Genomic DNA, 26,992 nt, shown 5'->3' with positions numbered 1-26,992 from the left:
CATGAAAAAAGTATGGAGTATGTTCATGTTATTGGCTGTATGCCTGGTAGCATGTACCAACATTGACGATTTGGAAGATGATGTAGACGCACTGAAAAAGCGCGTTACCGCACTCGAGACACAAGTACGTGATATAAATAGTAACACAGAAGCTCTTCGCGAACTTTATAATGAAGGAACATTTATTACTAATATAGAGGAAAAGTCTGATTCTTACACACTCACTTTGAGCAATGGAAAGACAGTAAATCTATATATGAAAAACGATAATAACCTGTTATGCCCTATTATCGGTATCGATTCAGAAGGCTACTGGACTGTTCTTTACAACAAAAATGAAACTCCGGAGCGTCTGACTGTAAACGGACAACCTGTGAAAGCTAATGGAGAGAGTGGCAAGACTCCTACATTTAATGTAGATAGTGAAGGCTACTGGCAGGTTAGCTATGATGAAGGAAAAAACTATGAATATATATACAAAGAAGGAACTACTGACAAAGTCAGCGCAACTGGTGACGGTTCCGCTCCGGCAGAAGACAAAAACTTCAAGAGTGTAACAGTAGAAAACAACGAACTGGTCTTAGTACTTGCGGGTGAGGATGCTCCAACCATACGTATCCCTATCATCAGCGACTTTGAATGTAGTTTTGCGGCTGAAGATTTAGAACAAATACAAGAGTTTTCTGCAGGTGAAACGAAAGAATTTACCATGACCATGAGAGGAGTAGAAAATACAATGATTACTGCTCCAGAAGGATGGAGTGCTAAATTCTCTAAGGAAGCTGGAAAAGAAAATGTATTGATTGTTACTGCCCCTGCATCAAGCGCAAAGATGATGACTCGTGCAACAGCTGATAACAGTACTGATATTGCGATATTGGCAACAAGTGGAAAGTATGCTATGATTGCAAAGATTCAGGTTAGTATTAAGAATCGTACGGATTATAAAGCCGATTTTGCTCATGGTAAAGACATTACTATCGGCGGCATCACCATCAACAACCAAATTTATTCAGATGCTGACATACAAATATTGGATGCAACAGATGCCGATGTGGCACTTGACACTTACTTTAGTGCTACAATGAGTAAACCTGTTATACTGTTCCTCACAGGTACAGCACACAATTTTACCACAACCGGAGTAAAATCAATCAGCAATGATGTTATTATCATCGGTCGATATGATGACGAGCAAGTAACACTTCGTCCTATTAATTGCTGGAAATCATGCAAAGGAAAGCTACTTTTTAAGAATATAAAAATAGATTTAAGTGATCTCAATGGAGGTAGCAATGCTGGTTATTTTATAAATAATGCAGGCGTTATCAGCAAGGGAGACTTTACTGACATCTGCATTGACAACTGTCTGATTGCGAATGTCTTGAAACCAATTTATTACGATGCAGCACAAAAGACTTACTTTGGTATAGACAACATCTCTGTTCAAGACACTCGTATTGAAGTTAATGCTATCAAAATTGCCTTGATAAATATATATAAAGGCTTCAATTTAGGAGATTATAAAACTTTCAACTTCAAGAACAATATAGTGTATAGCCAGACACCTCAAGAAGGCGTGCAAATATTAAACTGGGCTACTGGTAATATACCTTTATCAGATGGTGTACTTTCTGCCGAAATTATAAATAATACTTTTGTCAACATGATAGGTAGCAATATATTCTTCAGATATCAAAAAGGAACATCATTGACTATAAGCAAGAATATCTTTGACGTAAGTCCGGAAGCAGAATTCGGCTCCTACTATTATTCTTTCTTAGAAAGTTGCACACCTCAAATAGATGTAACCGACAATATCGTATATGGCTTAACCAAAAATTGGAATTATTATCATACAAGTTCTTTAGTTAAAGAACCAACAAGCGGTAATAACATAACCAAGCACGCAACAGCTCCTATTACTCAATATGATTATGTAAATGGTATATTTACATTAGCTAGCGATGTAGCTGGTTATGGAGCAACAATTGAATAAAACTCTTTTACCAGTTTAATAATAAAAGCCGCATAACGAAAGTTATGCGGCTTTTATTTATCTAAATGTCATATCATCAATCAAGAAATCAGAAACAGGAGAAGCTACTACATCCGAAAAATACGAGTCTGGTTCAAAAAGAAAGTCCCTGCATCTGATGCATGACAGCACGACGACTCAGATCTGAAGCTCCTTTATTAATATTCAATACTTTACAAAAACATCTGCCAAGTTGAACAAACGATGGCTGGCTTAGCTAAAGCCACATCTTTTCCCCCACCACCTTGCGGAAAAACTATTTTAATCTATCTTTGCACCCAAAACAACGCTACATGAAATACAAACTTATCGTGCTCGACCTTGACGGCACACTCACCAATTCTAAAAAAGAAATCACTCCCCGCAACAGGGAAACTCTAATACGTATACAAGAGCAAGGAATACGACTCGTATTAGCTTCCGGACGACCTACTTATGGTATTGTACCATTAGCCAACGAATTACGGATGAATGAATTCGGAGGTTTCATCCTCTCCTATAACGGAGGTGAAATTATCAATTGGGAAACAAAAGAGATGGTATATGAAAATGTGTTACCTAATGAAGTTGTTCCGATGCTCTATGAATGTGCCCGTACCCACCAACTAAGTATATTAACCTATGACGGAGCAGATATAATAACAGAAAACTCTCAAGACCCATACGTACAGAAAGAGGCCTTTCTCAATAAAATGGCAGTACGGGAAACAAACGACTTCCTCACAGAGATCACGCTTCCTGTAGCCAAATGCCTCATCGTAGGAGACGCAGATAAACTCATTCCGCTTGAAGCAGAACTTAGTCTCCGGCTACAAGGACATATTAACGTTTTCCGTTCAGAACCCTATTTCCTCGAATTAGTTCCGCAAGGAATTGACAAAGCTCTTTCTCTTGCTGTCTTATTGAAAGAAATAGGAGTAGCACGAGAAGAAGTCATAGCAATGGGAGATGGCTATAATGACTTATCCATGATTAAGTTTGCAGGACTGGGAATTGCTATGGGAAATGCACAAGAACCTGTAAAAAAAGCAGCAAATTACATCACTCTAAGCAACGAAGAAGACGGTGTAGCAGAAGCTATTGATAAGTTTTACAGTCAACAATAACCAAACATTTACTTTCATGCCGACAAAATTTTAGTTTCTCGGTGAGAAACCTTTGGTTTCCCGTAATGAAACCATTGGTTCCTCGGTGTGAAACTTTTAGTTTCATACCGGGAAACTAATAATATTACCAGTAAAACAGCTCAAGAGCTAAAATCAACTCATCAAAGATAGAGCGCATATTCAGATTTTATACTAACTTTGCAGTTCCAATAAAACAAATATAAAATGTTATGGAACATCAACTTACCATTTACAACACCTTAGATAGAAAGAAAGAGTTGTTCGTACCGCTTCATGCACCTCATGTAGGCATGTATGTGTGCGGACCGACTGTTTACGGAGATGCCCATTTAGGACACGCCCGCCCGTCTATAACCTTCGATGTGTTATTCCGCTATCTCACCCACCTAGGATATAAAGTACGCTACGTACGAAATATTACCGATGTAGGTCATCTGGAACATGATGCCGATGACGGAGAAGACAAGATTGCCAAGAAAGCACGTCTGGAAGAGTTGGAACCAATGGAGGTTGTTCAATATTTCCTGAACCGCTATCATAAAGCAATGGAAGCACTGAATGTACTTTCTCCGAGCATCGAACCACATGCTTCAGGACATATCATTGAACAAATCCAACTGGTACAGAAGATTTTGGATGCCGGATACGCCTATGAAAGCGAAGGCTCCGTTTATTTCGATGTAGCCAAATACAACAAAGATCACCATTACGGAAAACTTTCCGGACGTAATCTGGACGACGTATTGAATACCACCCGTGACCTCGACGGACAAAGCGAAAAACGAAATCCCGCCGATTTCGCCCTTTGGAAAAAGGCACAACCTGAACATATCATGCGCTGGCCGTCTCCATGGAGCGACGGTTTCCCCGGATGGCACGCCGAATGTACCGCTATGGGACGCAAATACCTAGGCGAACACTTCGATATTCACGGAGGAGGAATGGACTTGATTTTCCCTCACCACGAATGTGAAATCGCACAATCGGTAGCCTCACAAGGTGATGACATGGTTCACTACTGGATGCACAACAACATGATTACCATCAACGGAACCAAGATGGGTAAATCACTCGGCAACTTCATCACTTTGGACGAATTCTTCAACGGTACTCATAAGCTGCTGGCACAAGCCTACACACCAATGACAATCCGTTTCTTCATCCTGCAAGCTCATTACCGCAGCACGGTAGACTTTAGCAATGAAGCACTGCAAGCATCCGAAAAAGGGCTGCAACGTCTGATGGAAGCCATTGACGCATTGGATAAGATTACTCCCGCACCGGCAACTTCAGAGGGAATCAACGTGAAAGAACTGCGCGCTAAATGCTATGAAGCAATGAATGACGACTTGAATACACCGATTGTCATCGCACAGCTTTTCGAAGGTGCCCGCATTATTAACAATATCATTGCCGGCAATGCTACCATATCCGCCGAAGACCTGAAAGAGTTGAAAGAAACATTCCATCTATTCAGTTTCGACATCATGGGATTGAAAGAAGAAAAAGGCTCTTCTGATGGTCGTGAAGCAGCCTACGGCAAGGTAGTAGATATGCTACTGGAACAACGTATGAAAGCGAAAGCCAACAAAGACTGGGCTACTTCCGACGAAATCCGCAACACCCTGACAGCACTCGGATTTGAAATCAAAGATACTAAAGACGGTTTCGAATGGAGACTGAATAAGTAACAAGAAAAGAAAGTGCTCAACGCACCGTGTAAATACAAAGAAGACCGGCTCACTACGAACCGGTCTTCTCTTTTTTCATAGAAACATGATAACTAATACCCTCTCTTTAAATTCTTGTTTTCTCTTATCTTATTCACTAATTATTTATTTTCCATGAGCATTTCAACCGGCTGTCCATGCTGACAGGTTACCGTCAGTACGGTCTGATCTCCCTGCTGTTCCAACCGGACATTTTCCATCGGGCTTGTCAATGTCCAATGCCCTTTAAGCCGTATCTCCTTAGTAATAGGACGACTGGGCTCTTTCGTTGTATACGTCTTCTCTTCTATATTCAGATTCGGATCACAGACGCTTAAACGGATACCCTTATCAGATTCTTTTGCATACATCACCATTGTTTCCGCAGGAATAGCGACGACCATTTTATCAGCGGCAGGCTGATAAGCTTCAAAAGCGGCATACGCCGTGATACCAGTCTTTCTATCATAAACAACGTGAGCAGTCTGATCGCGTTGCAACACCTCGTATGCAGGAGTTTTACGCAGTTCGTCGAGATCGGAAGCAGAAGGCTGTATCAATACCATATATTCATAAGTCCCCTCTTTCGGCGCCTTGCCATGTTCTATCCAGGCAGAAGAGAATTTTCCCTTAGTAACTTCACGCGTCTTTTCGTGCCGTGATTCCTGTTCTGCCACCTGTGAGCGAACGGTTCCGTCCACTACATGATAATAATTGTCATAACCATCATGAAGCCAATAGTTATCCTCTCCTACCTTGGGCTCCTTACCATTATATTTTGTCTGGAAAAGAGTTGTTTCCGTAGGATAATCCGCATTGGAGTTCGCAATACCTGTTCCCAGGCAAACCATCCGGTTATCAAAACAGAAAACGGATTTACGGGCCACAAAGTCTGGTGTGAAGTTCTCATAATCCCGTTCTGCCAATTTCATAGCGAACATTCCATTTTTACCATCTAAAGAACTGCTTCCGGAGAAATTCTCTTTGGAGCGTGCCATAGTCGTTCCTTTCAATGGGCTATCAAGCAAGTTGAAAGGCAAATGAATGGTAGTTGTGCCCGGCAAACGGTTCCAGTCCCATCCCTCCTGCACAAAACCGCTTCCGGCACGTGACACGGGATTTCCTTTCCCCATAATCTGCACGGAGCCATAACTCTGATAACGTCCGTAACGGTTATCTTTCGTATAAATTTCAGAGCCCCATACGTCAGTGGTATACCCTTTCAATGTCACCATCCAGTCCGCACGACGGAAAATGCCTGCCGAACCATAGTTGTAAACGAAGAATCCCTGTGGAGCCTGTGCCGGTTGAATACCTTCCTTCTTGAAGAAACGCGCATTCGGAGTATCACTATTGCGTATCAGACGTAAATAGTCGGCAGCCAGACCGCGATCAAACGTATTTCCCTGACCGGACAAATCGCCGGATAAAGCGATATTGGCAAATGCTTCGATATCATCGCTTCCCATCTTCCCTCCAAAAGGATGACGACCACTGATTCCGATGCCCCATTCATAAAGATTGCAATAATTGCGCATAGCAATAAAGGCTGATTTCATGTGTTTGCGTGCATCTTCTGTCAGTTCAAAGCTTGTACCATTGGTAAATGCAATATATTCTCCTACAGTCGCAAGTACTCCAGTGGTATATCCCGGATAAAAACCGCCATGATGGAAAGTCGTACCATCTATTTTTATGCCCCCAATCGTTCCCGGAGTATAACGCAAAGAAGTAGATAACCAACGCGACAAACCACTCAAAGCCTGCGCCTGTTCTCTTGTATCGGGAAACATCATAGCAGAGATAAATTTCGCCATCAATAGCGTGTGCCAAGAATCCAATAATTCATCACGCGTTGGAGAACACGGCTGACGAGTTTCCTGCAAAGCCGCCCAAAAACGCAATGTGGATAGATAAGCATCCCGATGAGGATGTTTGTAGATAGCATCACGCATCAGCCAGGCAGTCGTATATATCTTACGTACCTGATATCCATAATGGTGATTAGTCCCCATACCGCTACCGTATGCAAATCCCTGGTCAATAGCATAATCGAATACGGTAAAATAATTCTTCTTTGACGTTTCATTCTGATTATAATAAGCATCATAAGCAAAACCGGAAAGCATTGTTTCAATATCATTCCACGACATCTCCCCTTTCTTCTTGTCCTGTTCATCAGGGGCAACAATAGGAGTCCCTATAAATCCCGTTCCGGCGATAGACGGACTAATTGCAGCCTTCTCAAATGTCTTATAGGCAGCATTAATCGCTCCTTGGGGTGCTTTCTTTATTTCCAGAAAATCTGTCAAACGTTGTTCAATAGTCTTCAATTCTTTCTTTTGCTTACTTGTCAATTTAGAAGGCAGAGGGATATCATACAACTGTTGTTCCCATTTCCACACGAGGCACCAATGCCACAAGTCACGATTAGACAGCCCATTATTAGTAGGCAACTGCTGATCGGGGGTGGTACGAAGATTCATTTTCTTTTCCGGGAAAATCAGACGGTCAAGAAAGATACGCCCCTTCCGTTGCGGGGCAACCAGTCGATAGGCTACAATCTTCTTATCTTTCTTGTCTCCCTGCATATACTCAAAAGAGATCCAGCAAGCCCGCCAACCTGCTGCCTGCAAACGATAAGAGAACCAATAAGAGACTTCTCCCTCCTTATTCAGAAACTCAAAACGAATAGAATCCTGCTGCGGTTTCTCATTATAAATCCACAAGGTAATGCCGAACTGCTTCTCGTTTCTCGTATTCAACGATAAAGGAGCAATTTGAACATCCAGCGTAGAACCGGGCTGAAAGTCCCATTCCAGACTACTTTCACCCTCTTTGTAAAAAAGAGAAGAGATTTTCACTTCTCCCTTTCCGGAAACTGTAAATGCTTCGGGCACTTTCTCTTCAAATCCGATGAGTTGGGCGAAAGCTGAAGGAATAATTCCCAAAAGGAATAATATTATAAAACAACTGCTTTTCATTACTGAATTGTTATCTTTTTTAGGCACGGATTACACGGATGAACGCGGTTACTTTGCAACAATGACAACACTAAAGACCGTGAATCCGCGTGATCTGTGCCTAAATGATTATATAAGAATACATAAATCGTTAATAAGGAATCCGATCCGACAGAATCTTTTCCGTATACCAAGGATCATTAATCTCCTTTAGCATAGCTCCCATTTCACCGCAAAGTTGTGCCACAATCTCCTTATTTTCTTCCAAAGGCAAGTTATGCAGTTGATATGGATCTTTTACATCATCGAACAAAAGACTTTTTTTCAACTCCTTCGTATCACGGTCGATATATAAAGCCAATGTATATTGAGCCGTCTTGATACCTCTTGAAGAAGGGAAGTAAGTCTGCACCAATCCATTTTCATCTTTATCACCGTCTACATTCTGAATGTACAACGCACCGGTAGGACGAACAATTTCCGCCTTTTCATCGAAGAAAAGAGGAGCAAAATTACGTCCCTGCACTTCTGCCGGGATAGAATCACCCAGCCCGCACAGGCCAAGCACCGTAGGCATAATATCAGGAGCGGAAAGCAATAAATCATCCACCCTCGGCTGAATCTTACCGGGGAAACGAACCAGGAACGGAATATTCATAGATTCGGAATAAGGGGAATTCTTCGGATCATCGGTACGCTGGCTGCACATCGTTTCACCATGATCGGAAGCAAAGATGACTACTGTATTCTTATCTAATCCCATCTCTTTCAATGTTTCCAGAATCTGACCGAAAGCACGGTCCACACCGGTTACAGAGGCGAAATAATAGCGGGCGGATGCTGCCTTCTTCATCTTCAAATCTACATTCGGGCGAATCAACAGACTATCCAAAGGCTGGTCTTTATAAAGATTGAAATCCTGTTCCTCGCAGTCATTCAAAGAACGGTACGGGCTGTGAGGAGGATTCATACCTACCATAATAAAGAAAGGTTTCTTGGTATCGCGTACGTTACCGTCATTTTTCAGATAAGAAACAACCTTGCCTGCTTCATGCAGGGGCGACCATTCTTTCGGATCATGCCTCTTGCCGTCCGTATCCCAATAATGCGGGTTCTTATGTTCATCAAATGTACCGTAAGAATACCAGTAATTAAAACCATGACGACGTTCTTTCGGAGTATAAGCATCCCATGCCGGACGTTTCTCTTCCACATATTGTCCCGGATGTTCGGGATCGTTCGGAGTTGGGAAGTCGGCATGAAGTTTGCCGAAATAGGCACAGTCGTAACCTGCTTTACTAAATACATCACCAATACATTCCGCATCTTCGCGTAAAGAACTGATCGGACGTGAGGAGTTACAATTTAATGGTACACCGCTTTTATTCGGGTACATACCAGTCAGTAACATTCCACGATGAGGGCTACTCAACGGACAGTTACTCTGTGCAGACGACAGCACCATCGATTCACGCGCAAACGCATCCAAATTAGGAGTATGCACGGGGTCTCCTTTAAAATTTACTTTATCCCGAAATCCGTCCTGGTTCCAAAAGCCCATCGCCTGATTACGGTATTGATCGGGGAATACATAAATTATATTGGGATGTTCTGCTTGTTGGGGCACTTGCTTCGGAGCCTTGCAACCCTGTGCGGCAAACAGCGTCAGGCCTCCTACAAGAAGGTTAATAGGTTTGTTCATGATAGTTTACGATAAATGATTTAAACAGGTTAGTAATAAATAATGAGAGGGGAATAATAAACAATCAATGCTGAATGATAAACGGTAAACATGTTACGTTAGAATCTGTAGAGTATTCATCGTTCACTGCTTACCGTTCATTATTTTTTATTATTTCTTATTCCTTATTTCTTTTCCAAATCTCTTTTACGCATCAATCCTTCCAGGAAGTAATAGTCAGCATAGTTCAGAGGGACATCGATTTCCTGACCGTGAGGAATACTACCTACTGAATGCATCAGGATAAAGTTTCCATTTGTTCCAACCTTTGCACGATAAGCAGGCGACCCTAAACTCTCCATAATCTTATCAGCGGTTTCCTTGTAGTGATTATCCGGCAGGTAACCATCCAGTTCGTAAAGGGCAGAAGCTGTACAAGCGGCAGCAGAAGCATCACGCGGTTCGTTCGGAATATTCGGAGCATCGTAATCCCAGTAAGGAACGAGATCTTCTGGCATATTCTTATTATTAAATATAAAATTATATACTTTTTGTGCCTGGTCGAGATATTTCTTGTCTTTCGTGTAACGATAGCAAGTAGTGTATCCGTAGAGTGCCCAAGCTTGTCCACGAGCCCAAGAAGATTCATCCGCATATCCCTGTGCAGTTTGTTTCTTACGCACTTCACCTGTCTCCGGATCGTAATCTACCACATGGTAGCAGCTATTGTCCGGACGGAAGTGGTGAGCTATTGTCGTATCGGCATGTTTCACTGCAATATTATAGAAAGTAGAATCACCTGAAAGAGCGGTTGCCTCAAACAAAAGTTCGAGATTCATCATATTATCAATAATCACCGGACATTTCCATCCACGCGTTCCCTGCCAGCCTCTATCGGCATCCCATGACTGGATAACGCCTGCATTCGGGCGAAAACGGGTAGAAAGTGACTTAGCTGTTTCAATAATTACATCTTTATATTCTTTCTTGTCCGCCAAACGGTATCCGTTCAGATAACTGCAACCGATCATAAACCCTACGTCATGATGCCATTTCAGATGTTTTACCGAATCAAGAGCTTCCGTATATTTCTCGGCCAATGGTAACCATTTCTGATCTCCGGTCAGATTATATGTGAGCCACATACTGCCGGGAAAGAAGCCGGAACACCAGTCTTCGATAGGTATATAGGATATACTACCATCTTTGTTGATAGTTCTTGGATTCAGGATCTTACCGGATTTTTCAATAATGTCCGTTTGAATCGTGTTTTGTGCAACTGCGTTGTCGATGTTGTCCTGAAGAAAGTCTACTTCAACCTTTTTTTGTCCACCGCAACTCGTTAAGATCAAAAGGGAAAGTCCTAATGCGCTAAGAATTGTTTTCATAATACATGGATTGTTTATTAAGTGATTAATTTTCTTGATTGCAAAAATAGTGCATTTAAAGAGAATAGACCGACCCAAATAATCCAAATGAGGAACTATTTTGGTACATTTGCAAAAGATTTTGGATTTATGAATTATGATTTATGCCTGAATGACATTTTCATAAATCAGAATCCACCCCATAAATCATAAATTATAAATCATCATGACACCACAAGAATTCTTTAAGAATGACATATTTGCCAAAAATGCAGGTATAATTCTGCTGGAAGTAAGAAAAGGGTATAGTAAAGCCAAGTTAGAAATAAAAGCCGAACATCTTAATGCAGGTGCCCGCACACAAGGAGGAGCCATCTTTACGCTGGCAGACCTTGCGCTTGCCGCAGCTGCTAACTCGCACGGCACACTAGCTTTCTCTCTCTCGTCCACTATTACTTTCCTGCGTGCCAGCGGCCCCGGAGACACTCTCTTTGCCGAAGCACGCGAACGCTATATCGGCCGAAGCACAGGTTGCTATCAGGTAGATATAACAAACCAAGACGGAGAGTTGATTGCAACTTTTGAATCCAGCGTATTCCGAAAGGATCAAAAAGTGCCTTTCGAAGTTCAGGAATAAAAACAGGAAGGTGCATCAACACTTTTAAAAGTATACCTTTTAGACACAGATAACGCGGATGATACGGATAAGAAGATAATAAATCCGTGTCATCCGCGTTATCCGCGTCTAAAAAATAACAGGTTGGCAGGTCAATTTACTTCTGATATGCCTTCGTTTTTTCTCTATATCTATTTAACGATAGAAGTCAGCGGATGCCGGTTACCCGTCACATTATTCAGGAATGCTTTTGCCGAACCGAAGTTCAGGAATAAATCCAGGCGGACAGGAAGATGGTTCAAGTCGTCCGTTACGAAGAAAGTTATCACCTCCTTTTCTTTTCCTTTCTTATCATATTCTACCAATGAGAAGATCAGGCAACGGTAAGTAACTCCATTCTCCGCTTTTACATTTTCTTTCCCACGGTAGATAAGCGTTTGCTCTTCCACTTTACGGCCCGTAGCCATCGGGAACTTAATTTTGTCTCCCACCTTATAATCTGCAGGGTCGTAAGAACGCGCTTGCGCCAGAATGCTCAACATATCGTATATACAGCGGCTATCACTATCTTCAGATTCATTAAACGCCCCATCCCGGTAAGTACGCTTCTGATTTACCAGGCAAAGACCGTCCTTATAAGAGAACCAAGCCTCATCGACCGTGTAACGTTTTCCCTCTTCGGCACCTTTGCGGAAATAGCGCGGTTCCAGTTTTTCACCGATCACACAAGTCAGCGTATCGCGCATCTTGAAAAAGAAATCCGCCCGTTTACTGCCCAAAGCAAGCAGGTTAATCCGGTAGGCAGGTTGTGAATGATAAGTAGTAGCATTCGTCGTCAGACTGGCAAGTCCGGCTTTCACCCAGACAAACTTCCAGTTAAAATATAAATCATACATTACGTGTTCGCCGGATTGAAACGCATCATTCTTCGCTTCACATTGAGCACTGGCTGGGAGGGCGAAAGCTCCCATCAGTAAGGCCACTAATCCGATAATAAAATTGCGTCGAACGCTAACGACGGCGGTTCTGACTATTTCGTTCCCGATCCTTTTTCTTCTTGTCTTCATCTGGTTTTTGTTTTTTAAGTTCATCCAGCTTTTGCTTATCCAGCGGAACTGCATGAATATCCCAACTTTGTTCTAGATCCCAGTTGGCTTTCGGCTCTAAAATCTGATTATAATAATACACCTCTTCGGGCTGCACCCCTTTTTCAAAATTGCCGGTATCCCATTCACCGTTTCCATTCCGGTCGTTAATCAACCGGGCGGAGTACTTACCGGGATTTAAGTAATAAAAGTCGGCATAACCTCCTTCCTCTACTCTTCTTCGGCGTACCACTTTATCCTGCGCATCCAACAGTTCAACGAAAGCATTAGGTTCCGCTCCCGTCACCACAAACGTGATTTTGGCATATTCTTCCAAACTACGCACCTTGAACCCTTGTTTTATTTTGTCTGTAAACAATCCGTATATACCATGGAACGCAGTCGAGTCTACCGAAAATTCATATTCCAGTGTCGGCTCCCAATCATAATACAGATTGAACCTCTTTAGATTCACAGAGTCCTGTTCAAAGTCGAATGGTATATCTTTCCAGAGCGTATCTACCTTTTGCCGTAGATGGATGGCCGCAGTATCGAAACTGGCTATCGGTTCTTCAAAACTCAAAGAGATAGAACCATATACATCCATTGACGAAGGAGCACCGACATTTACCGGCAAGAATTTTGTCGGTTCGGGTTCATCCTCTTCACCTTTCTTTTTCTTCTTTTTCTTTTTGTCCTTATCCGGCTCCTCTTTCTTATATTTCTGCTTCGAAACGAGGTTGAGCGTATCCGTACGGGGCACTAACTGATTCAATGTATCCGTATAAAGATAAGTCAGGCTCATGGCCAGCGTATCCTGCTTAAAGAGCAGGGAGTCTTTTACCCAATAATGGATGGTGTCGTTCCGCTGATTCTTTTCGATAACAAAAGCATCCTTTTCATCGAAGTTCAAGCCTTTCAATACAGGCAAAGTATCTGCCTTACCTGCAAAATAGAACGTAAACTTCTGCGGAACCAGTCTTTCCGACTTGATAAGGTATTGCGAATAATTGAGTTCCTTAAAGGCACGGAGGATGACATCATCCGGCAAATAATGCATATATTTCTTCTCAACAATCGTGTCATAAGTCAATGAATCCACCCAAGCCGTATCCATGCGGATACGTTCTTCCATACGAGGGATAATCAACGAGTCATGGAAAGCGATCATCTCGCTCTTCTGATTAAAAGTGAAGTTCTGGTCGGCATCCATCAAACCGTAGATACGATACTTGCCGGGAGCTATACCCCGGATAGAGAAACGCCCACGGCTGTCCGTACGTGCCACACGGTCGAAAGGCAATTTGTTGAAAGCCGAATCGTTCAGGTTGGAATGTAGTCCGACAAGCATACCTTTAATAGGCTCCAGGTTAGAGGCATCGAGCATCGTACCTGCTACTTCCATCGTATCGATTTCCGTACCGGTAGAGAACGTAAATGCAAAGTTACCCAACGGATTACCTTCATTATTGTCGACAATTGCATCCGAGAAGTCAATCGTGTAGGTCGTGTTAGGTTTCAGAGAGTCGAGCAGGTTGACTTGTATTCTCTTGCCGGAAGCCTTGATTTCCGGTTGCTGTATTTGGGGAGGGGAAACAACGACTTTCTCGGTCGCTTTCTCCAGCTTAATAAACTCGTCGAACATCAAAGAGACTTTAGTCCTTTTATTATTCAAAGCCCCCGCCTCCGGAGTGCTGCCGATGAAACGGGGCGGCGTCTCATCGTATGGTCCACCGTCCGGCCGTCCAATACTGGCGCAGGAATATAACATCACCCCCAGCGTTACTACCGGAAGCACCTTGCGAACTATTTGTTTTATCTTTTGATTCTCAAATTGTAACATGCTGCAAAAATAAGCGTTCTTATTCAATAAATACCACACTTTCTAGCTAATTTATTAAAAAAGGAAAGGGTGACTTAAGGTAATAAACAATATTTGCGACGTTTTTATTTTTTTCCTGCTAATATAATTAGTTTTATTGCCTAAAGAGATTACCTTTGTTGCCTAATCTTTTTTCGTTCCACTATAGTGTTCCGCAAAGATAACCATAGTCTCCCTTTCGTATAACTATAATCATACGAAAGGGAAACTATAGTCAAACGAAGTAAGAATAACGAATGAAACAAATCCGCGCAGGCAATCGGATAGATAAAAGTGCCGATATAAAACAATTCTGATTATGAGTATACATTACGACCTTTACGACACGCCCGACATTCAGAAGAAAGGCGAAGAACAACCGCTTCATCCCCGTGTTGTTTTCAACGGAACGATCGATCAGGAAGAATTTCTGGATCGTGTTCACAAATTCACGGGAATAAGCCGTAGCCTACTGGTAGGTGCCATGCAGTCTTTCCAAAATGAATTGCGAGATTTGCTTGCAAACGGATGGATTGTAGAACTGGGTGACATCGGATATTTTTCCGTATCTCTACAAGGACCTCCCGTAATGAAAAAGAAAGACGTGCATGCACAATCCATCAGCTTGAAAAATATCAATTTCAGGGCAGGCAAACAGTTCAAGAAAGAAGTGGCCCAACAAATGAGACCGGAGCGCGGAGCATCGTTCACCCGCCCTCACGGGAAAGGACGCAGTGAAGAAGAATGTCTGAAGCTAATCAATAAACATCTCCAACAATTTCCCTGCCTGACCCGTGCAGATTATTGCCGAATGACAGGACATGACAAACAACGGGCGATCAATGAGTTAAACACCTTTATCGAACGTGGATTATTGATCCGTTATGGAGCGGGTAAACTGGTGGTTTACGCAAAGAAAAGTGAAGAATAAATTACAATCATTAGCGGAATGACCAAAATTCTGCACTGGACAAAAAACAATTGTTCAGTGCAGAATTATTTTTATATATTCTATAGAAAGAGGAGTTCTTAAATAAGAAAATAGCAAAAAACAATTAGAGTTTCTCTATTTCTTCTGACGACAAACCGGTAACCTGTATAATAGTATCAACGGGGAGATTGAGAGATTTCAACTTACGGGCAGTGATTGTTTTTTCTTTTTCGATTCCTTTTTCTATACCTCGTTCAATGCCTCGCTCAATGCCTTGCTCAATACCTTTTTCAATGCCTTCCTTAATGCCTTCCTCAAGTCCTCGTTGTCGTCCTTCTTCAAGTCCAAGCTGGTGTCCTTCTTCATGCCCTTCTAATTTAGCAGTACTCAACACATCATTCTGTATCATTACCGCATCTATATGGCGATCGTATGCCAGCTTTTCAGCCTTATCCATATTATAATAAACCAGTTTCTTACGAGCCTCTTCAAGTCCGGGTGCCTTTGTATCGGGACGTATGCACCCTGTCTTCAGATATTCGATCCATTCTTCCAGAGGAGTAACAGCTACTTTATTAAACTCATTCACACGGATAAGGAAATATTCTGGAAAGATTTCAGCAGGCAACTTACGAACAATAGCTCCCTGTTCTTTGGTAGTAACTTTCAGATGATCGCCCGTGTGTACACCTAAGAATGTATTCTGTCCATGATAAAGGTAATCACTTCCTTGTCCAATGTCGAAATAAAGAATACTGATAGAATATACTTTCTTCACATTAGAGTAGATTTCGCCCAGATCAATATGTTCGGTAATAGTCTTAGCTACTCCATACAGGATTCGCTCCAGATAATAGAGTTCACGAGTATTTTGAACTTCGACAAGAATTATTTCATCTTTACTATTGCGGGCTTTAATATCAACACGATTAAATTTATCATCTTCCCGTTGCTGATTACCTTCACTTTCTAAAATTTCAAGAATATGGATCTCCTCACCTAATAATACTGTGAGGAAACCTTCAAGCACGCCAAAGTTAGCCTTATTGCGTAAAAGGCGCTTGATTGCCCAGTCAAAACGAATATATTTGTCTTTCTGTTCCATAAGAATACGTTTTTAGCAAAGGTAAGCATTATATTGATAAAAGGGATAAATTTCAGCCAAAAGTATTATAGAATCATAACCCTTATCAGTATATATAGAAATTACTTGTGAAAGTAGTCCTTCCGTTCCATCTTTTTTACATAAAATTCCCCAATACAGCAGCATTCTACTTATTAACTAATTTATTAACGCACAATTCTTTTTCAGCTTGGTCATGAATTTCGGAAACCATATCTTTGCATCGTGATCACAAAACAACAATAAAACAGATTAACTAACTATTAAAAGAAGAAAGACTATGGCATTAAAGTATGTTGTCAAGAAAAGAGTTTTCGGCTTTGACAAAACAAAGACTGAAAAGTATGTAGCACAGAATGTAATTACCAATACGGTAAATTTCAGAGATTTATGCAAGGAAGTATCCATGTTCGGTATGATTCCCGAAGGCGCAGTGAAACACGTGATTGACGCACTGATTGATGCGTTGAACACGAACCTCAACAAAGGATTGTCTGTGCAATTAGGTGACTTCGGATGTTTCCGTCCGGGCATGAACTGTAAAAGTCAGAATGAAGAAAAAGATGTAGATGCCGATACCGTTCGTCGAGTGAAAATTGTATTTACTCCGGGATATAAATTTAAGGATATGCTGGATAATGTAAGTATCTACAAGACGGAAGGAAACGGCGGCATCTCTTCCGGAAATGGAGGGGGAAATAAACCGGAAAATCCGGACGAAGGCGGTAGCGGTGAGGCCCCGGATCCTGCAGCATAAAACTGGAACAAGGGACCACACATAGAAAAGGACTTCTTCCCATAAAAATGAACCCTAAAAGTTAGACAAAAACTTTTAGGGTTCGCTTAGTCATAGTTACCAGCCTGTATTTTGACCTAAATTAGGATTCTTATAATATTCAGTCTGTGGTATAGGATATAAGTACATCTTATCATCCCAGTTACGTGTTTCAAGCAATTCTTTCTTATAAACAGGCAAGCCGTTTTCCATAGTGATCTTGATGCAATAAATAGCTTTGGTTTTATCACCGATTTTCCAACGGCGGATATCCCAGAACCTATGGTCTTCGAACGCAAGTTCCACTCGTCTTTCACGACGGACGCTTTCAGTAAACGCGTCGCCGCTTGTTGTAATGACAGGCATATCAGCAGCAGCACGCACCTGATTCAGTGCCGCACGTGCAGACAACGGATGGTCATTATCCGTATAATCAGCGTCTTTCCAGGCATCCATTGCTTCCGCATAGTTCAGGAGAATTTCCGCATAACGGAATATGATGAAATGGTGCGGTTTCTTTTTCTCATTGGAAGGAGCTAGAGAAACAGTCTCATTCATATACTTCTTCAAATAATAACCTGTGGTAGTCGCTCCGGTTGTTCCGGCACCGTCTTTTCCTCCTTCATAAGACTGGATGGTCGAGTTCATCCATGTATCGCCATTGCAAAGCACCGTTTTATAGAATCTCGGGTCTCTGCCTTCATACGGATTCTGCCCCGGTGTAATCTGTTCCCAGTCAAAGTCTTTTCCATTAGTCATCTGGAAGGCATCCACCAAGTTCTGGGTGGGCACGTTGCCTGTTTTCCCCTTTTCATAACTGATGGGCAAATTGTTAGCTTCAAAATCAAAGCTTTCCCCATTTCTACGTTCAAAAATTAATTGCGGAGATTTCAATACATCGTTTCCACCATTCTTGTCATACAGAGGATCTACATTCGTCTTCGGCAAACTGTACCAGTTCTCTTTTATGATAGCATAAGCCGCATCGGCAGCCGCTTTCCATTTATCGGCATCCTGTGCGGGATTATGCAACAAACTCGCCGCATAAAGAAGAGCACGGGATTTCAATGCCAACGCTGTACCTTTGGTCACACGTCCCGTCTCCGCCCAAAAGTCCTGATGACTGACAGGCAGAGTTTTGGCCGCGTCACTACATTCGTCACAGATATATTTTATCACTTCATTGAAAGAAGTCTTTTCCACGCCGTTGATTTCATCCAAAGCATACGTACGTGTCAAAAGTGGAATATCACCGTATCGTTTAGCCAGTTCGAACAGATAAAAAGCTCGCAACACCCGTAATTCTTCACGATACATGGTAGCTTTGGCAATGTCTTCTTCATACGTGTCGTTCCAGCGGAAACGCTCCAGTTTTTCCTGTGAATAGTTTTCAAGAAATGAATTGACGGAACGGATAGCTCCATAGCACTTCGACCACATATTATCGACTGCATTGTTGGGACTCCAGGCATTGTTATAAAAGTCGTGAACACTATTATCACTCCAGACATAAACAGAATTATCCGTTGCAGACTCCCTCAAAGCCCCGTCGAGCACTCCGAGATCTCCGGGCAACTGGCTATAAACGTAGGTAGCCAAACCTTTCACATTGCTAAAGTAGGAATAGGCCTCTTCCCTGTCCAAGCCTGTCGATTCGTCCAATTCGAGCAAGCTACACCCCGATACGGATAATAGCAAACCTGTATATAATAGGATATATTTTCTCATGGTCATCTCACATTTTAGAAGTTAATATTCAACCCGAAATAAACAGAAGTCATATCCGGATAATTGATTTTCAGATCTTCACAGTTCATATACTTCACATGATCGAGCGAAAAAAGATTGTTAGCTCTCGCATACACCTGAATCTTCTCCATTTTCACTTTCTTCGCCCAAGAGGAAGGAAGGTTATAGTAGACATTCAGGTTACGAAGTTTGAAATAGCTCCCGTTCTCCAACCACTGTGTACTGTTTCTGAAGTTATTGGCATTATCCAGCGTAGTCAGGCGGGGGACATTTGCGATGTCTTTCGTTTCTTCCGTCCAGCGGATTCTGTCATTCAGATACCAGTTGGAAATATTCGTGTTGTTTCTCAACGGCCAGTATACGCTGGCAGTGTTCAACATCACACTATAATGGGCTACTCCTTGAAACAGAGCATCCACGCCAAAACCTTTATATTCAAATCCCAAATTAATGCCATAATAAATCTCCGGTATGGCAGTGGAATATCCTATCGCCTTCTGGTCATTGTTGTCAATCACGTTATCGCCATTCAGATCTCTGTACTTGACATCACCTGGACGTACTTCCGAGAATTTCTGCACCGGACTGCTCTTTATGTCCGCCTCATCTCTGAAATAACCGATAGCCTCCCAGCCAAAACACTGCCCGACAGGGTAACCTTTTTTAGACAAATAGCCATACGGCTGATATCCCTCACCATTTTCTACGACTTTACTTTTGGCATAGGAGAAGTTGGCTCCGATATAATAGTTGAAGTCCTTGTATTCCTTTTTCCACATGGCAGAGAGTTCCGTTCCTTTTGTTTCCACCTTTCCTGCATTCATCTGCGGAATAGTAACCCCGATTGCCGATGAGATCAGCCCACTTCCGTCAATCAGGATATTAGTGCGCTTGTCATAAAAACCGTCAATAGAAAAAGTCAGTCCCTTGAACAGGCTCATATCCAAACCGATATTATATTTATCCGCAACTTCCAAATCCAGTTGTTCCATTGCCAACACTCCTTCCTTCAGGCTACTTCCGGCAGAAGTATTTCCGGCCTGAAAATAGTAAGCACCGCTTCCTACCCAATATTGCTTATCCATGTCATAATCATAAATATCATATCCGGAGCGTCCGTAAGAAGCACGAAGTTTCAGATAATCAAAAGCGGAAATTTCTTTCATGAAATTCTCGTTCGAAAGTATCCAAGCGGCAGAAATGGCGGGATATGCACGATACTTGTCGTTCTTCCCCAATACGCTGCTGCCAAAACAGTTGGCTACGATATCCACCATATAACGGTTGTCAAAATTATAACCTGCGGTTCCGATGATGTATTGACGGTAACGACTGTTATTAGCCCCTGTCAACGTCATTGATTCTTGACGAAACATAGCACTGGCCGTAAAATCATGTTTATCCCATGTCCGGTGATAATTGACCTTCGCTTCAAAATTGGCATGTATGTATTGATTGGCCAATCCTTTGTTGCTGATTTCCAGTTCATCGTTAGGATTTCCGTAATTCGTGTAAATCGGTTCTCCATCTGTGCCTTTTTCAATGGTCTGGTACATAAAACTTTTCTTGGCTGTTTCCTGATAGGTCGCATTATTATCATAAGCAATAGCGAGTTCCGCACTCAACCCGCGAGTCAATACAGACAAATCCTGCACTAACCGCAAATCCGCCTGCAACATACGCTGATTCAGTTTATAATAACCTACGTCCGCCAGATTGGCTATCGGGTTTGTTTTCAGCACATTGTTACTGCCCCAGAATCCATTCTGTGTCTGCACGGGAAATGCGGCGGACGGGGTGTTGAAAATCTGTTCAAACAAAGTAGCTTCCGACGTGGTGGGACGCTTGGTCTCTCGCAGCATACCGAGCATACTCAATTTCAATTTTGTCGCGTCCGTAATATCCACATCCAGATTCATGCGAAGATTGAGGAAGTATTTCTTCATCTGGGAGTTATAGCGATCTGTATAATCAGTGTACTTGCTATTCAGCAGTCCCATATCGTTTTTGTAATTGAGGACACTGAAATAACGAAGCCGCTTGCCACCTCCGCGGAAAGTGATGTCCAGTTGATGACTGGTTGTATGATTGCGTAACGCTTCTTTCTGCCAGTCCACATTCGGATAAAGATCACTATTGCCTCCGGACAGGAAAGAAGCCTCATCCATGTCCGGTTGCAAACCATCATATCTCAATGCTTCATTACGGGCTTTGGCATAGGTATAAGCATCGGCAAATTCCGGCTGATTAACAGGGAAGCCTAAACCAAACTTATAGTCTACTTTTATATCCTTCTGGCTATATATACCGCGTTTGGTAGTTATCAATACCACTCCGTTGGCGCCTCTGCCTCCCCAAAGAGCAGTAGCAGCACCGTCTTTCAAAACGGATATTGATTCTATTTCCGAAAGGTTGATATATTCGAGAGGGCGTGCAAAACCATCTACTACAAATAAAGGTGTATCTCCATTCAAAGAACCGCGTCCCCGCACATTGAGACGAGATTTATCTGTGCCCCAACTAGTGTTCTGCATCACACTCAATCCCGGCAACAAGCCATAAATGGCATTGTAAGGACTAGTGGCAGCATTTTTATCTAATTCATTCGAATAAATGGTAGAGACAGCCTGTGTCTTCCGTAATTCAGTAGTCGTCTGTGTGCCCAGATCGATTACCTTATCTTGTCCTTCATTATTTTGCGCTATACCCGTAGTGGCAAACGCCAACGAGAAAGCTACGATATAAAGTGATTTATTCATAATCATTCTTCTTATTGTTCAACGATTTGATTATTACCAACCCGGATTCTGAATCAATCCATATTTCTTGTTTATCTCATCTATAGGCAGAGGCAACAGGAAATACTTGTCGTTCCACTTTTCAGGTTTTGCATACTGACGCGTTTCCGCCATTGCATGAGATACGGTATAAGAAAAGCCGCTTGGCTCACCGGCCGCTTTTTTAATAATCAGACGTGACAATTGTCCGGTAAATATATCTGAGCGTTTCCAACGTACCAGATCGAAATAACGTACTTCTTCATAGCCGAATTCAATGGCTCTTTCGCGTAATATTGCTTCACGCAACGGTTTGCCGGCCGGAACATCTGTTGCCGAAATCGCAGGCATACCCGCACGCAGTCTGGTTTTATTCAGATAATCATAAGCCGTATTACCAAACTCATCACGGACTTCCGCCTTATTCAATTCGTTCATCGCTTCGGCCATATTCAAATAGACCTCCGGAAGGCGGATCAACGGACAAGAATAAAATTTACCATTCACTTCGTCATTGAAGTTCCGTATGAATTTTCTCATGGCAACCCCATTGTAACTCATTCGTCCGTCTTTATAAGGCGCCTGGGTGGCTCCTTCGTAAATTTGCACTTTCTGGGCGCCCCTAAACTTATCTCCATTCACAGCAACCGTTTCATATAAGCGGATGTCTCTTCTGGGGTTTCCGTCCTTATCAAAGAAAGGGAATTTTTTATGGTCCGGATTGTTCCAGTCGAATTCTGTTCCGTCTTTCATCTGAAACATATCGACATAAGTCAATGTAGGAGAAGCAACTCCATAACGTACCTGGGCAAACGGAAGCTTTCCCGTAGCATAAGTGGTGAATCTTCTGGAAGAAATCAAGACTTCACCGTTATGGCGATTGAAATATCCTGCTGCAAAATCATCGCGGGGATTACCTGTATTCACCAGTTGATAAGCATCTGAGTTCTTTTTATTAGCCCGCATAAATTCTAACCCGGCATCCAACGCCTTCTGCCACCTGTCCGGTGAATAGTTGCCATACCAAGTAAGGAACTGAGACGAAGCATCTCCTTCCAGATAGGGCTTTTCAGCATTAAATAAAGGACTCGCCACAAACTGAAGCACTCTGGACTTTAACGCTAAAGCAGAAGCAGCCGTCATTCGTCCGTCATTATCTGCATTCACCTGCCAAGGCAGTACAGAGGCCGCCGCATCCAGTAATCCAACAATCTTCTGTACGGTTTCTTCTACTGTCATACGGGGAAATTTCATCGCATCTTCTGCCGTATATGCATGGTCTATCCACGGCATACCACCATAATAACGGAGCATTTGAGAATAATGATAGGCAATGATTACTTGCGCTTCCGCTTTTCCTATCGCTTTCTCATCCGCAGTCATATCCGGCACTCTATCCACATTCTCAATGTAAATGTAGGCTCTTCGAATACCATAAACCGGCCCTACTCCTATCGTAGTATTGGCGACATCCAACCGATATGGAAGATGTTCCAGATATGTATTTGTTCCGTCCACTGTTCCTGTATAGAATTTAGGCGCTCCCTTTTTCGTCCAGTCACCCAGATCGGTTAGCATTTCCAGAACGCCATATCCCAGACGTCCTTGCATCGGCAGATAATCCGGCAGGGAATGATAAGTTTCCGCCAGTGCCTGCTCAGCATATACCTTTTTGTTAAAAACAGAATCGATATTCTGTTCGTTACTTATCGGCTTATCCAGAAATTTCTCTCCAAATTTAAGGTCTTCGCACCCTATCAGTGTCAATACAGAGAGAGAAAGACAACCTATATATTTTTTATAGTTTTTCATTGTCAGCACTATTAAAAGGTTAGATTAATACCTAAATTATATATTTTAATGATAGGGTAAGAATCCGCATTATTCGGATTACATTCAGGGTCCATGATGTCAAACTTATCAAAAGTCAGCAGATTATAGCCTGTCAGTTTTATGCCTAACTGCTGGATACCCAGTTTCTTCAACATCTTCTTATCTGTGAAGTTATATCCTATTGTCACATTCTTCAGCTTCAAATAAGAACCGTCTCGCACCCACAAAGAGGAGGAACGCATATTATAGACTGCATTTGTCTCTGTAAACCGCGGTGTAGTAGCTGTATTAGCTGTTTCCGGTGTCCAGCGCGTATCTGCATGGAACTGCATCAAACCACGGATTTTACCATTACCAAAAGGTTCTCTGAAAGCTCCGTCCAGCAACAAAGAGCGTTGTGCAGCACCAGTCCAGTTCATCGTCAGGAAAAAGCCTTTGTAATTGATACCATAATTCAATCCGAATGTATAAGCCGGACGAGTCGGGTTTCCAATAATAGTCTGGTCGTCGGAAGTAATTTCCTCATCACCGTTCAAATCCCGGTATTTCACATCACCCGGCTTCACAGACACACCCGGATCGGGCAGACCTGCCACCAGTTTGCCGTTCTCTCCGAAGTCCGCTTCTGTATAGAAACCGTCCGCCACATACCCGAAGAGTGTTCCGACCGGATTTCCTGTCCGCCACATATAAGGTTCATTAGGCTCAACTTCGTCTTGGAAAATAATCTTATTCTTTGAATAGGAAACGTTTGCCTGAACATTATACTGAACCTGCCCGATCTTGTCATTCCACCTCACTTCTACCTCATATCCACGGTTTTTCACTTTACCCATATTTACAGCAGGTAGAATAGATGAAGTCAATCCCGTTAATAAAGGTACTGTCTTACGATTGATGAGAATATCCTTACGTTCTTCGAGGAAATAGTCCAAAGAGATTTTCAGACGGCTCTTCAAGAAATGAACGTCCAATCCATAGTTCTGTTTCAGCGCAGTTTCCCAAGTCACATTCGGATTGCCCAAACGCTTCTCCAATGCACCCAAAATTAACGCCTTACTGTTATAACCAAAGTTGAATCCATACTTATTGTTATTCCACCCGTCTACTCCGCTCAGATTCACATCATAAGAATCCGGCAAGAACAAAAAGCGGTTATTTCCAAGATTGTCATTTCCGACCAAGCCGACAGAAGCACGGAATTTCAGATAATCAACCACCTTCTGTTTTTTCATGAAGGCCTCTTCCGACAGGATATAACCGATGGAACCGGCAGGAAACGCACCGAATCTCTTACCCGGAGCAAAATTCTCAGAACCATTATAACCGAAGTTAACTTCTGCCATATAACGAGATTTGTAATCATACGTCAGACGGCCTACAAAACCGATGTAAGCAGACGGTACTCCCACCCACTGAGCGGGATAGTATTTCTTACTCTGATTGTACAAGAACAATCCCCCGACATTATGAAAACCAAACTTACGGTTATATCTCAAGCTTGCTTCCAGATACCAGTCTCGTGCCCGCGAAGAAGTTTCCTCATATTGCAAGTTCTTATTTTCTCCTTTGATCTTATAAACAATATTCTTGTTGAAATCCGGCGAATCATAACCAAGTGACGGATCTTCCAAAGAAGATTGATAGAAAGGCATAAATTGTTCCACTTGCCCTTTACGTTTTTTGGTAAAGCCATAACTCGTATTATAAGCACCTTTTATTTCCGCCGACAACCCTTTGGTTATGAAGTCTAACTTCTGATTCAACAGAAGGTCCAGATTCATCGTATTATTAATAGCTGTTGAGTAACCTGTCCCATAACACTTAGGCAAAGCACTATTGCCCAGATTGATTTTATTATCAAAACGTTCTTCGGGGGTAACTATGAGTTGTCCGTCAATCACACCCGGACTACTGAACGGAGTTGTCTGATTAATCAGTGTCCAAATCGAATTAGTCGCATCATTAATCATCGGCTCATTTCGGTTACCTACAATCCCGCCGATACCGATCTTCAGCGTGGTAGTCTTAGTTACATTAAAGTCTAAATTCGCGCGATAATTATATCTTTTGTATTTATAATTATTATCATACCCCACTCCTTCAAACTGTTTCAGCAAGCCATTCTGATATAAGAAACCTAAAGATATGAAGTAACGTATATCCTTTGTTCCTCCGGAAATATTAAGGTTATGCTGCGTTTGCACAGATGTTTTATTAAGCAGGTACTTTCTCCAGTCGATACTGGGGTACATAATAGGTTCATCATTCAATCTGAACCGTTCAACTGCATAATTATTAAACACCAAATCGTTCTCGGTAGCATTTGGCTTATCATTTGTTATAATCTCATTTCTCAAAGTAGCATACGTATAGCTATCTGCCATTTTAAGCATTCGGGTAGGCATCTGGATACCAACTGAAGAATTCACTGAGATTTTCGCTTTACCTTCTTTACCACGACGTGTAGTCACCAAAATTACACCATTTGCACCACGCACACCGAACACGGCAGTAGCAGAAGCGTCTTTCAGAACCGTCACGCTCTCTATTTCATTCGGGTCCATTTGATAAAACGAACGTTCTATACCATCCACCAAAATCAAAGGAGAGGAAGCACTTTCTGTTAAGGAACCCACTCCGCGAATAAATACCTTAGGGTCCTCCTGCCCCGGCTGACCGCTAGTCTGAACGGATGAAAGTCCTGTAATCTGGCCCGCCAGCGAATTGGCCACACTTGCATTCGGCGAACGTATCAACGCCTCATTGTTTACAGCAGAAATAGCTCCTGTCAGAGTTTCTTTCTTTTGTGTACCATAGGCCACAACTGTAACTTCCTGAAGTTCATTGGCCGTTTCTTTTAAAATAATTTTCAGTTGTTTGCGTCCATTTAATGGCACTTCTTGAGGTTCATATCCCATGAACGAAATTTGCAGAACTGCTTTTTGAAGATTGCTTACTTTTAAATGGAAAACACCATTCATGTCAGTAATAGCACCGTTAGCCGTGCCTTTTTCCTTTACATTGGCACCAATCACCTCTAAGTTGGATTCATCCAATACAGTTCCCGTTACTGTATTTTGCGCCCATGCCAAGAGCGAACAACACATAAGCATTAACGTACTAATGCACCTCTTGCATCTTTTTAGTCTCGTTAGTTTGTTCATAATAATAAATTTAAGAATTTGAAATAGGTTTGTTAAAAACACTCGCCGCAAAATAAGTGAATATAACAGTTTTTAAGATACAATTATCATACTAAAAAGGGACAAAATAGTACAAAACAAGAAATAAAAAGCATTAAAATTAGCTGTATTACTCATAGTATCAGGATGTCACGTTAGAAAAATACAGCCT

16 protein-coding genes are annotated in these 26,992 nt (G+C 42.1%); 6 read left to right on the top strand and 10 right to left on the bottom strand.

Features of this window, described 5'->3' with window-relative positions; translation table 11 throughout:
* Position 1 precedes the first annotated feature (1 nt).
* The 3 genes from DW862_RS06930 (at position 2) to cysS (ending at position 4,856) form a co-directional block, all read left to right on the top strand.
* Complete coding sequence (locus DW862_RS06930) at positions 2-1,999, top strand: PL29 family lyase N-terminal domain-containing protein (protein ID WP_120067543.1); 1,998 nt, start codon at positions 2-4, stop codon at positions 1,997-1,999.
* A gap of 332 nt (positions 2,000-2,331) precedes the next feature.
* Positions 2,332-3,144 carry a Cof-type HAD-IIB family hydrolase gene (locus DW862_RS06925; protein ID WP_120067542.1) on the top strand — a complete coding sequence of 271 codons (813 nt, stop codon included), beginning with the start codon at positions 2,332-2,334 and terminating at the stop codon, positions 3,142-3,144.
* A 230-nt stretch (positions 3,145-3,374) separates the two neighbouring features.
* Positions 3,375-4,856 (top strand): cysteine--tRNA ligase, encoded by a 1,482-nt coding sequence (gene cysS / locus DW862_RS06920; RefSeq protein WP_008023995.1) that lies wholly within the window; start codon positions 3,375-3,377, stop codon positions 4,854-4,856.
* Between the two features lie 140 nt (positions 4,857-4,996).
* Here cysS and DW862_RS06915 read toward each other — a convergent pair whose 3' ends face one another.
* From DW862_RS06915 to DW862_RS06905, 3 genes are all read right to left on the bottom strand, one after another.
* On the bottom strand, positions 4,997-7,858 hold the full coding sequence (locus tag DW862_RS06915; protein ID WP_120067541.1) for a chondroitinase family polysaccharide lyase: 2,862 nt from the start codon (positions 7,856-7,858) through the stop codon (positions 4,997-4,999).
* A gap of 130 nt (positions 7,859-7,988) precedes the next feature.
* The gene (locus tag DW862_RS06910) at positions 7,989-9,539 is read right to left on the bottom strand and encodes a sulfatase (protein WP_120067540.1); all 1,551 of its coding nucleotides are present in this window, start codon (positions 9,537-9,539) and stop codon (positions 7,989-7,991) included.
* A 164-nt stretch (positions 9,540-9,703) separates the two neighbouring features.
* Positions 9,704-10,906 (bottom strand): glycoside hydrolase family 88 protein, encoded by a 1,203-nt coding sequence (locus DW862_RS06905; RefSeq protein WP_120067539.1) that lies wholly within the window; start codon positions 10,904-10,906, stop codon positions 9,704-9,706.
* Between the two features lie 205 nt (positions 10,907-11,111).
* Here DW862_RS06905 and DW862_RS06900 point away from each other — a divergent pair, with 205 nt between their 5' ends.
* Positions 11,112-11,522 (top strand): PaaI family thioesterase, encoded by a 411-nt coding sequence (locus DW862_RS06900; RefSeq protein WP_004315530.1) that lies wholly within the window; start codon positions 11,112-11,114, stop codon positions 11,520-11,522.
* Between the two features lie 170 nt (positions 11,523-11,692).
* Here DW862_RS06900 and DW862_RS06895 read toward each other — a convergent pair whose 3' ends face one another.
* Both DW862_RS06895 and DW862_RS06890 read right to left on the bottom strand, forming a co-directional pair.
* Positions 11,693-12,568, bottom strand: coding sequence for a DUF3108 domain-containing protein (locus DW862_RS06895; protein ID WP_008998202.1), 876 nt, complete (start codon positions 12,566-12,568; stop codon positions 11,693-11,695).
* A complete protein-coding gene (locus DW862_RS06890) occupies positions 12,513-14,429 on the bottom strand; it encodes an Ig-like domain-containing domain (RefSeq protein WP_120067538.1) in 1,917 nt (638 codons plus the stop codon). Before DW862_RS06890 ends, DW862_RS06895 begins: the two co-directional genes overlap by 56 nt.
* 337 nt (positions 14,430-14,766) lie before the next feature.
* On the opposite strand from DW862_RS06890, the gene DW862_RS06885 reads away from it, so the two are divergent.
* Positions 14,767-15,378 carry a DsbA family protein gene (locus tag DW862_RS06885; protein ID WP_004316803.1) on the top strand — a complete coding sequence of 204 codons (612 nt, stop codon included), beginning with the start codon at positions 14,767-14,769 and terminating at the stop codon, positions 15,376-15,378.
* A gap of 124 nt (positions 15,379-15,502) precedes the next feature.
* On the opposite strand, the gene DW862_RS06880 is transcribed toward DW862_RS06885, so the two are convergent.
* Complete coding sequence (locus DW862_RS06880) at positions 15,503-16,483, bottom strand: Rpn family recombination-promoting nuclease/putative transposase (protein WP_120067537.1); 981 nt, start codon at positions 16,481-16,483, stop codon at positions 15,503-15,505.
* Between the two features lie 298 nt (positions 16,484-16,781).
* Between DW862_RS06880 and DW862_RS06875 the strand changes: the two genes are divergently transcribed.
* Positions 16,782-17,258 (top strand): HU family DNA-binding protein, encoded by a 477-nt coding sequence (locus DW862_RS06875; protein WP_061447846.1) that lies wholly within the window; start codon positions 16,782-16,784, stop codon positions 17,256-17,258.
* A gap of 96 nt (positions 17,259-17,354) precedes the next feature.
* On the opposite strand, the gene DW862_RS06870 is transcribed toward DW862_RS06875, so the two are convergent.
* Genes DW862_RS06870 through DW862_RS06855 form a run of 4 tightly spaced genes read right to left on the bottom strand, consistent with a single transcriptional unit; the run spans position 17,355 to position 26,751 of the window.
* The gene (locus DW862_RS06870) at positions 17,355-19,010 is read right to left on the bottom strand and encodes a RagB/SusD family nutrient uptake outer membrane protein (protein WP_120067536.1); all 1,656 of its coding nucleotides are present in this window, start codon (positions 19,008-19,010) and stop codon (positions 17,355-17,357) included.
* Positions 19,011-19,018: 8 nt separating this feature from the next.
* Positions 19,019-21,790 carry a SusC/RagA family TonB-linked outer membrane protein gene (locus DW862_RS06865; protein ID WP_009039103.1) on the bottom strand — a complete coding sequence of 924 codons (2,772 nt, stop codon included), beginning with the start codon at positions 21,788-21,790 and terminating at the stop codon, positions 19,019-19,021.
* Between the two features lie 27 nt (positions 21,791-21,817).
* Positions 21,818-23,614, bottom strand: a complete 1,797-nt coding sequence (locus DW862_RS06860; RefSeq protein WP_055235792.1) for a RagB/SusD family nutrient uptake outer membrane protein — start codon at positions 23,612-23,614, stop codon at positions 21,818-21,820.
* A gap of 11 nt (positions 23,615-23,625) precedes the next feature.
* Positions 23,626-26,751, bottom strand: coding sequence for a TonB-dependent receptor (locus DW862_RS06855; RefSeq protein WP_008776101.1), 3,126 nt, complete (start codon positions 26,749-26,751; stop codon positions 23,626-23,628).
* Positions 26,752-26,992 lie beyond the last annotated feature (241 nt).

The sequence above is a fragment of the Bacteroides sp. AM37-9 genome (assembly GCF_003603455.1).
Taxonomy (GTDB): Bacteria; Bacteroidota; Bacteroidia; order Bacteroidales; family Bacteroidaceae; genus Bacteroides; species Bacteroides xylanisolvens.
Note: the sequence above shows the minus strand (reverse complement) of the source record. Positions and strands in the feature narration are given on the sequence as shown.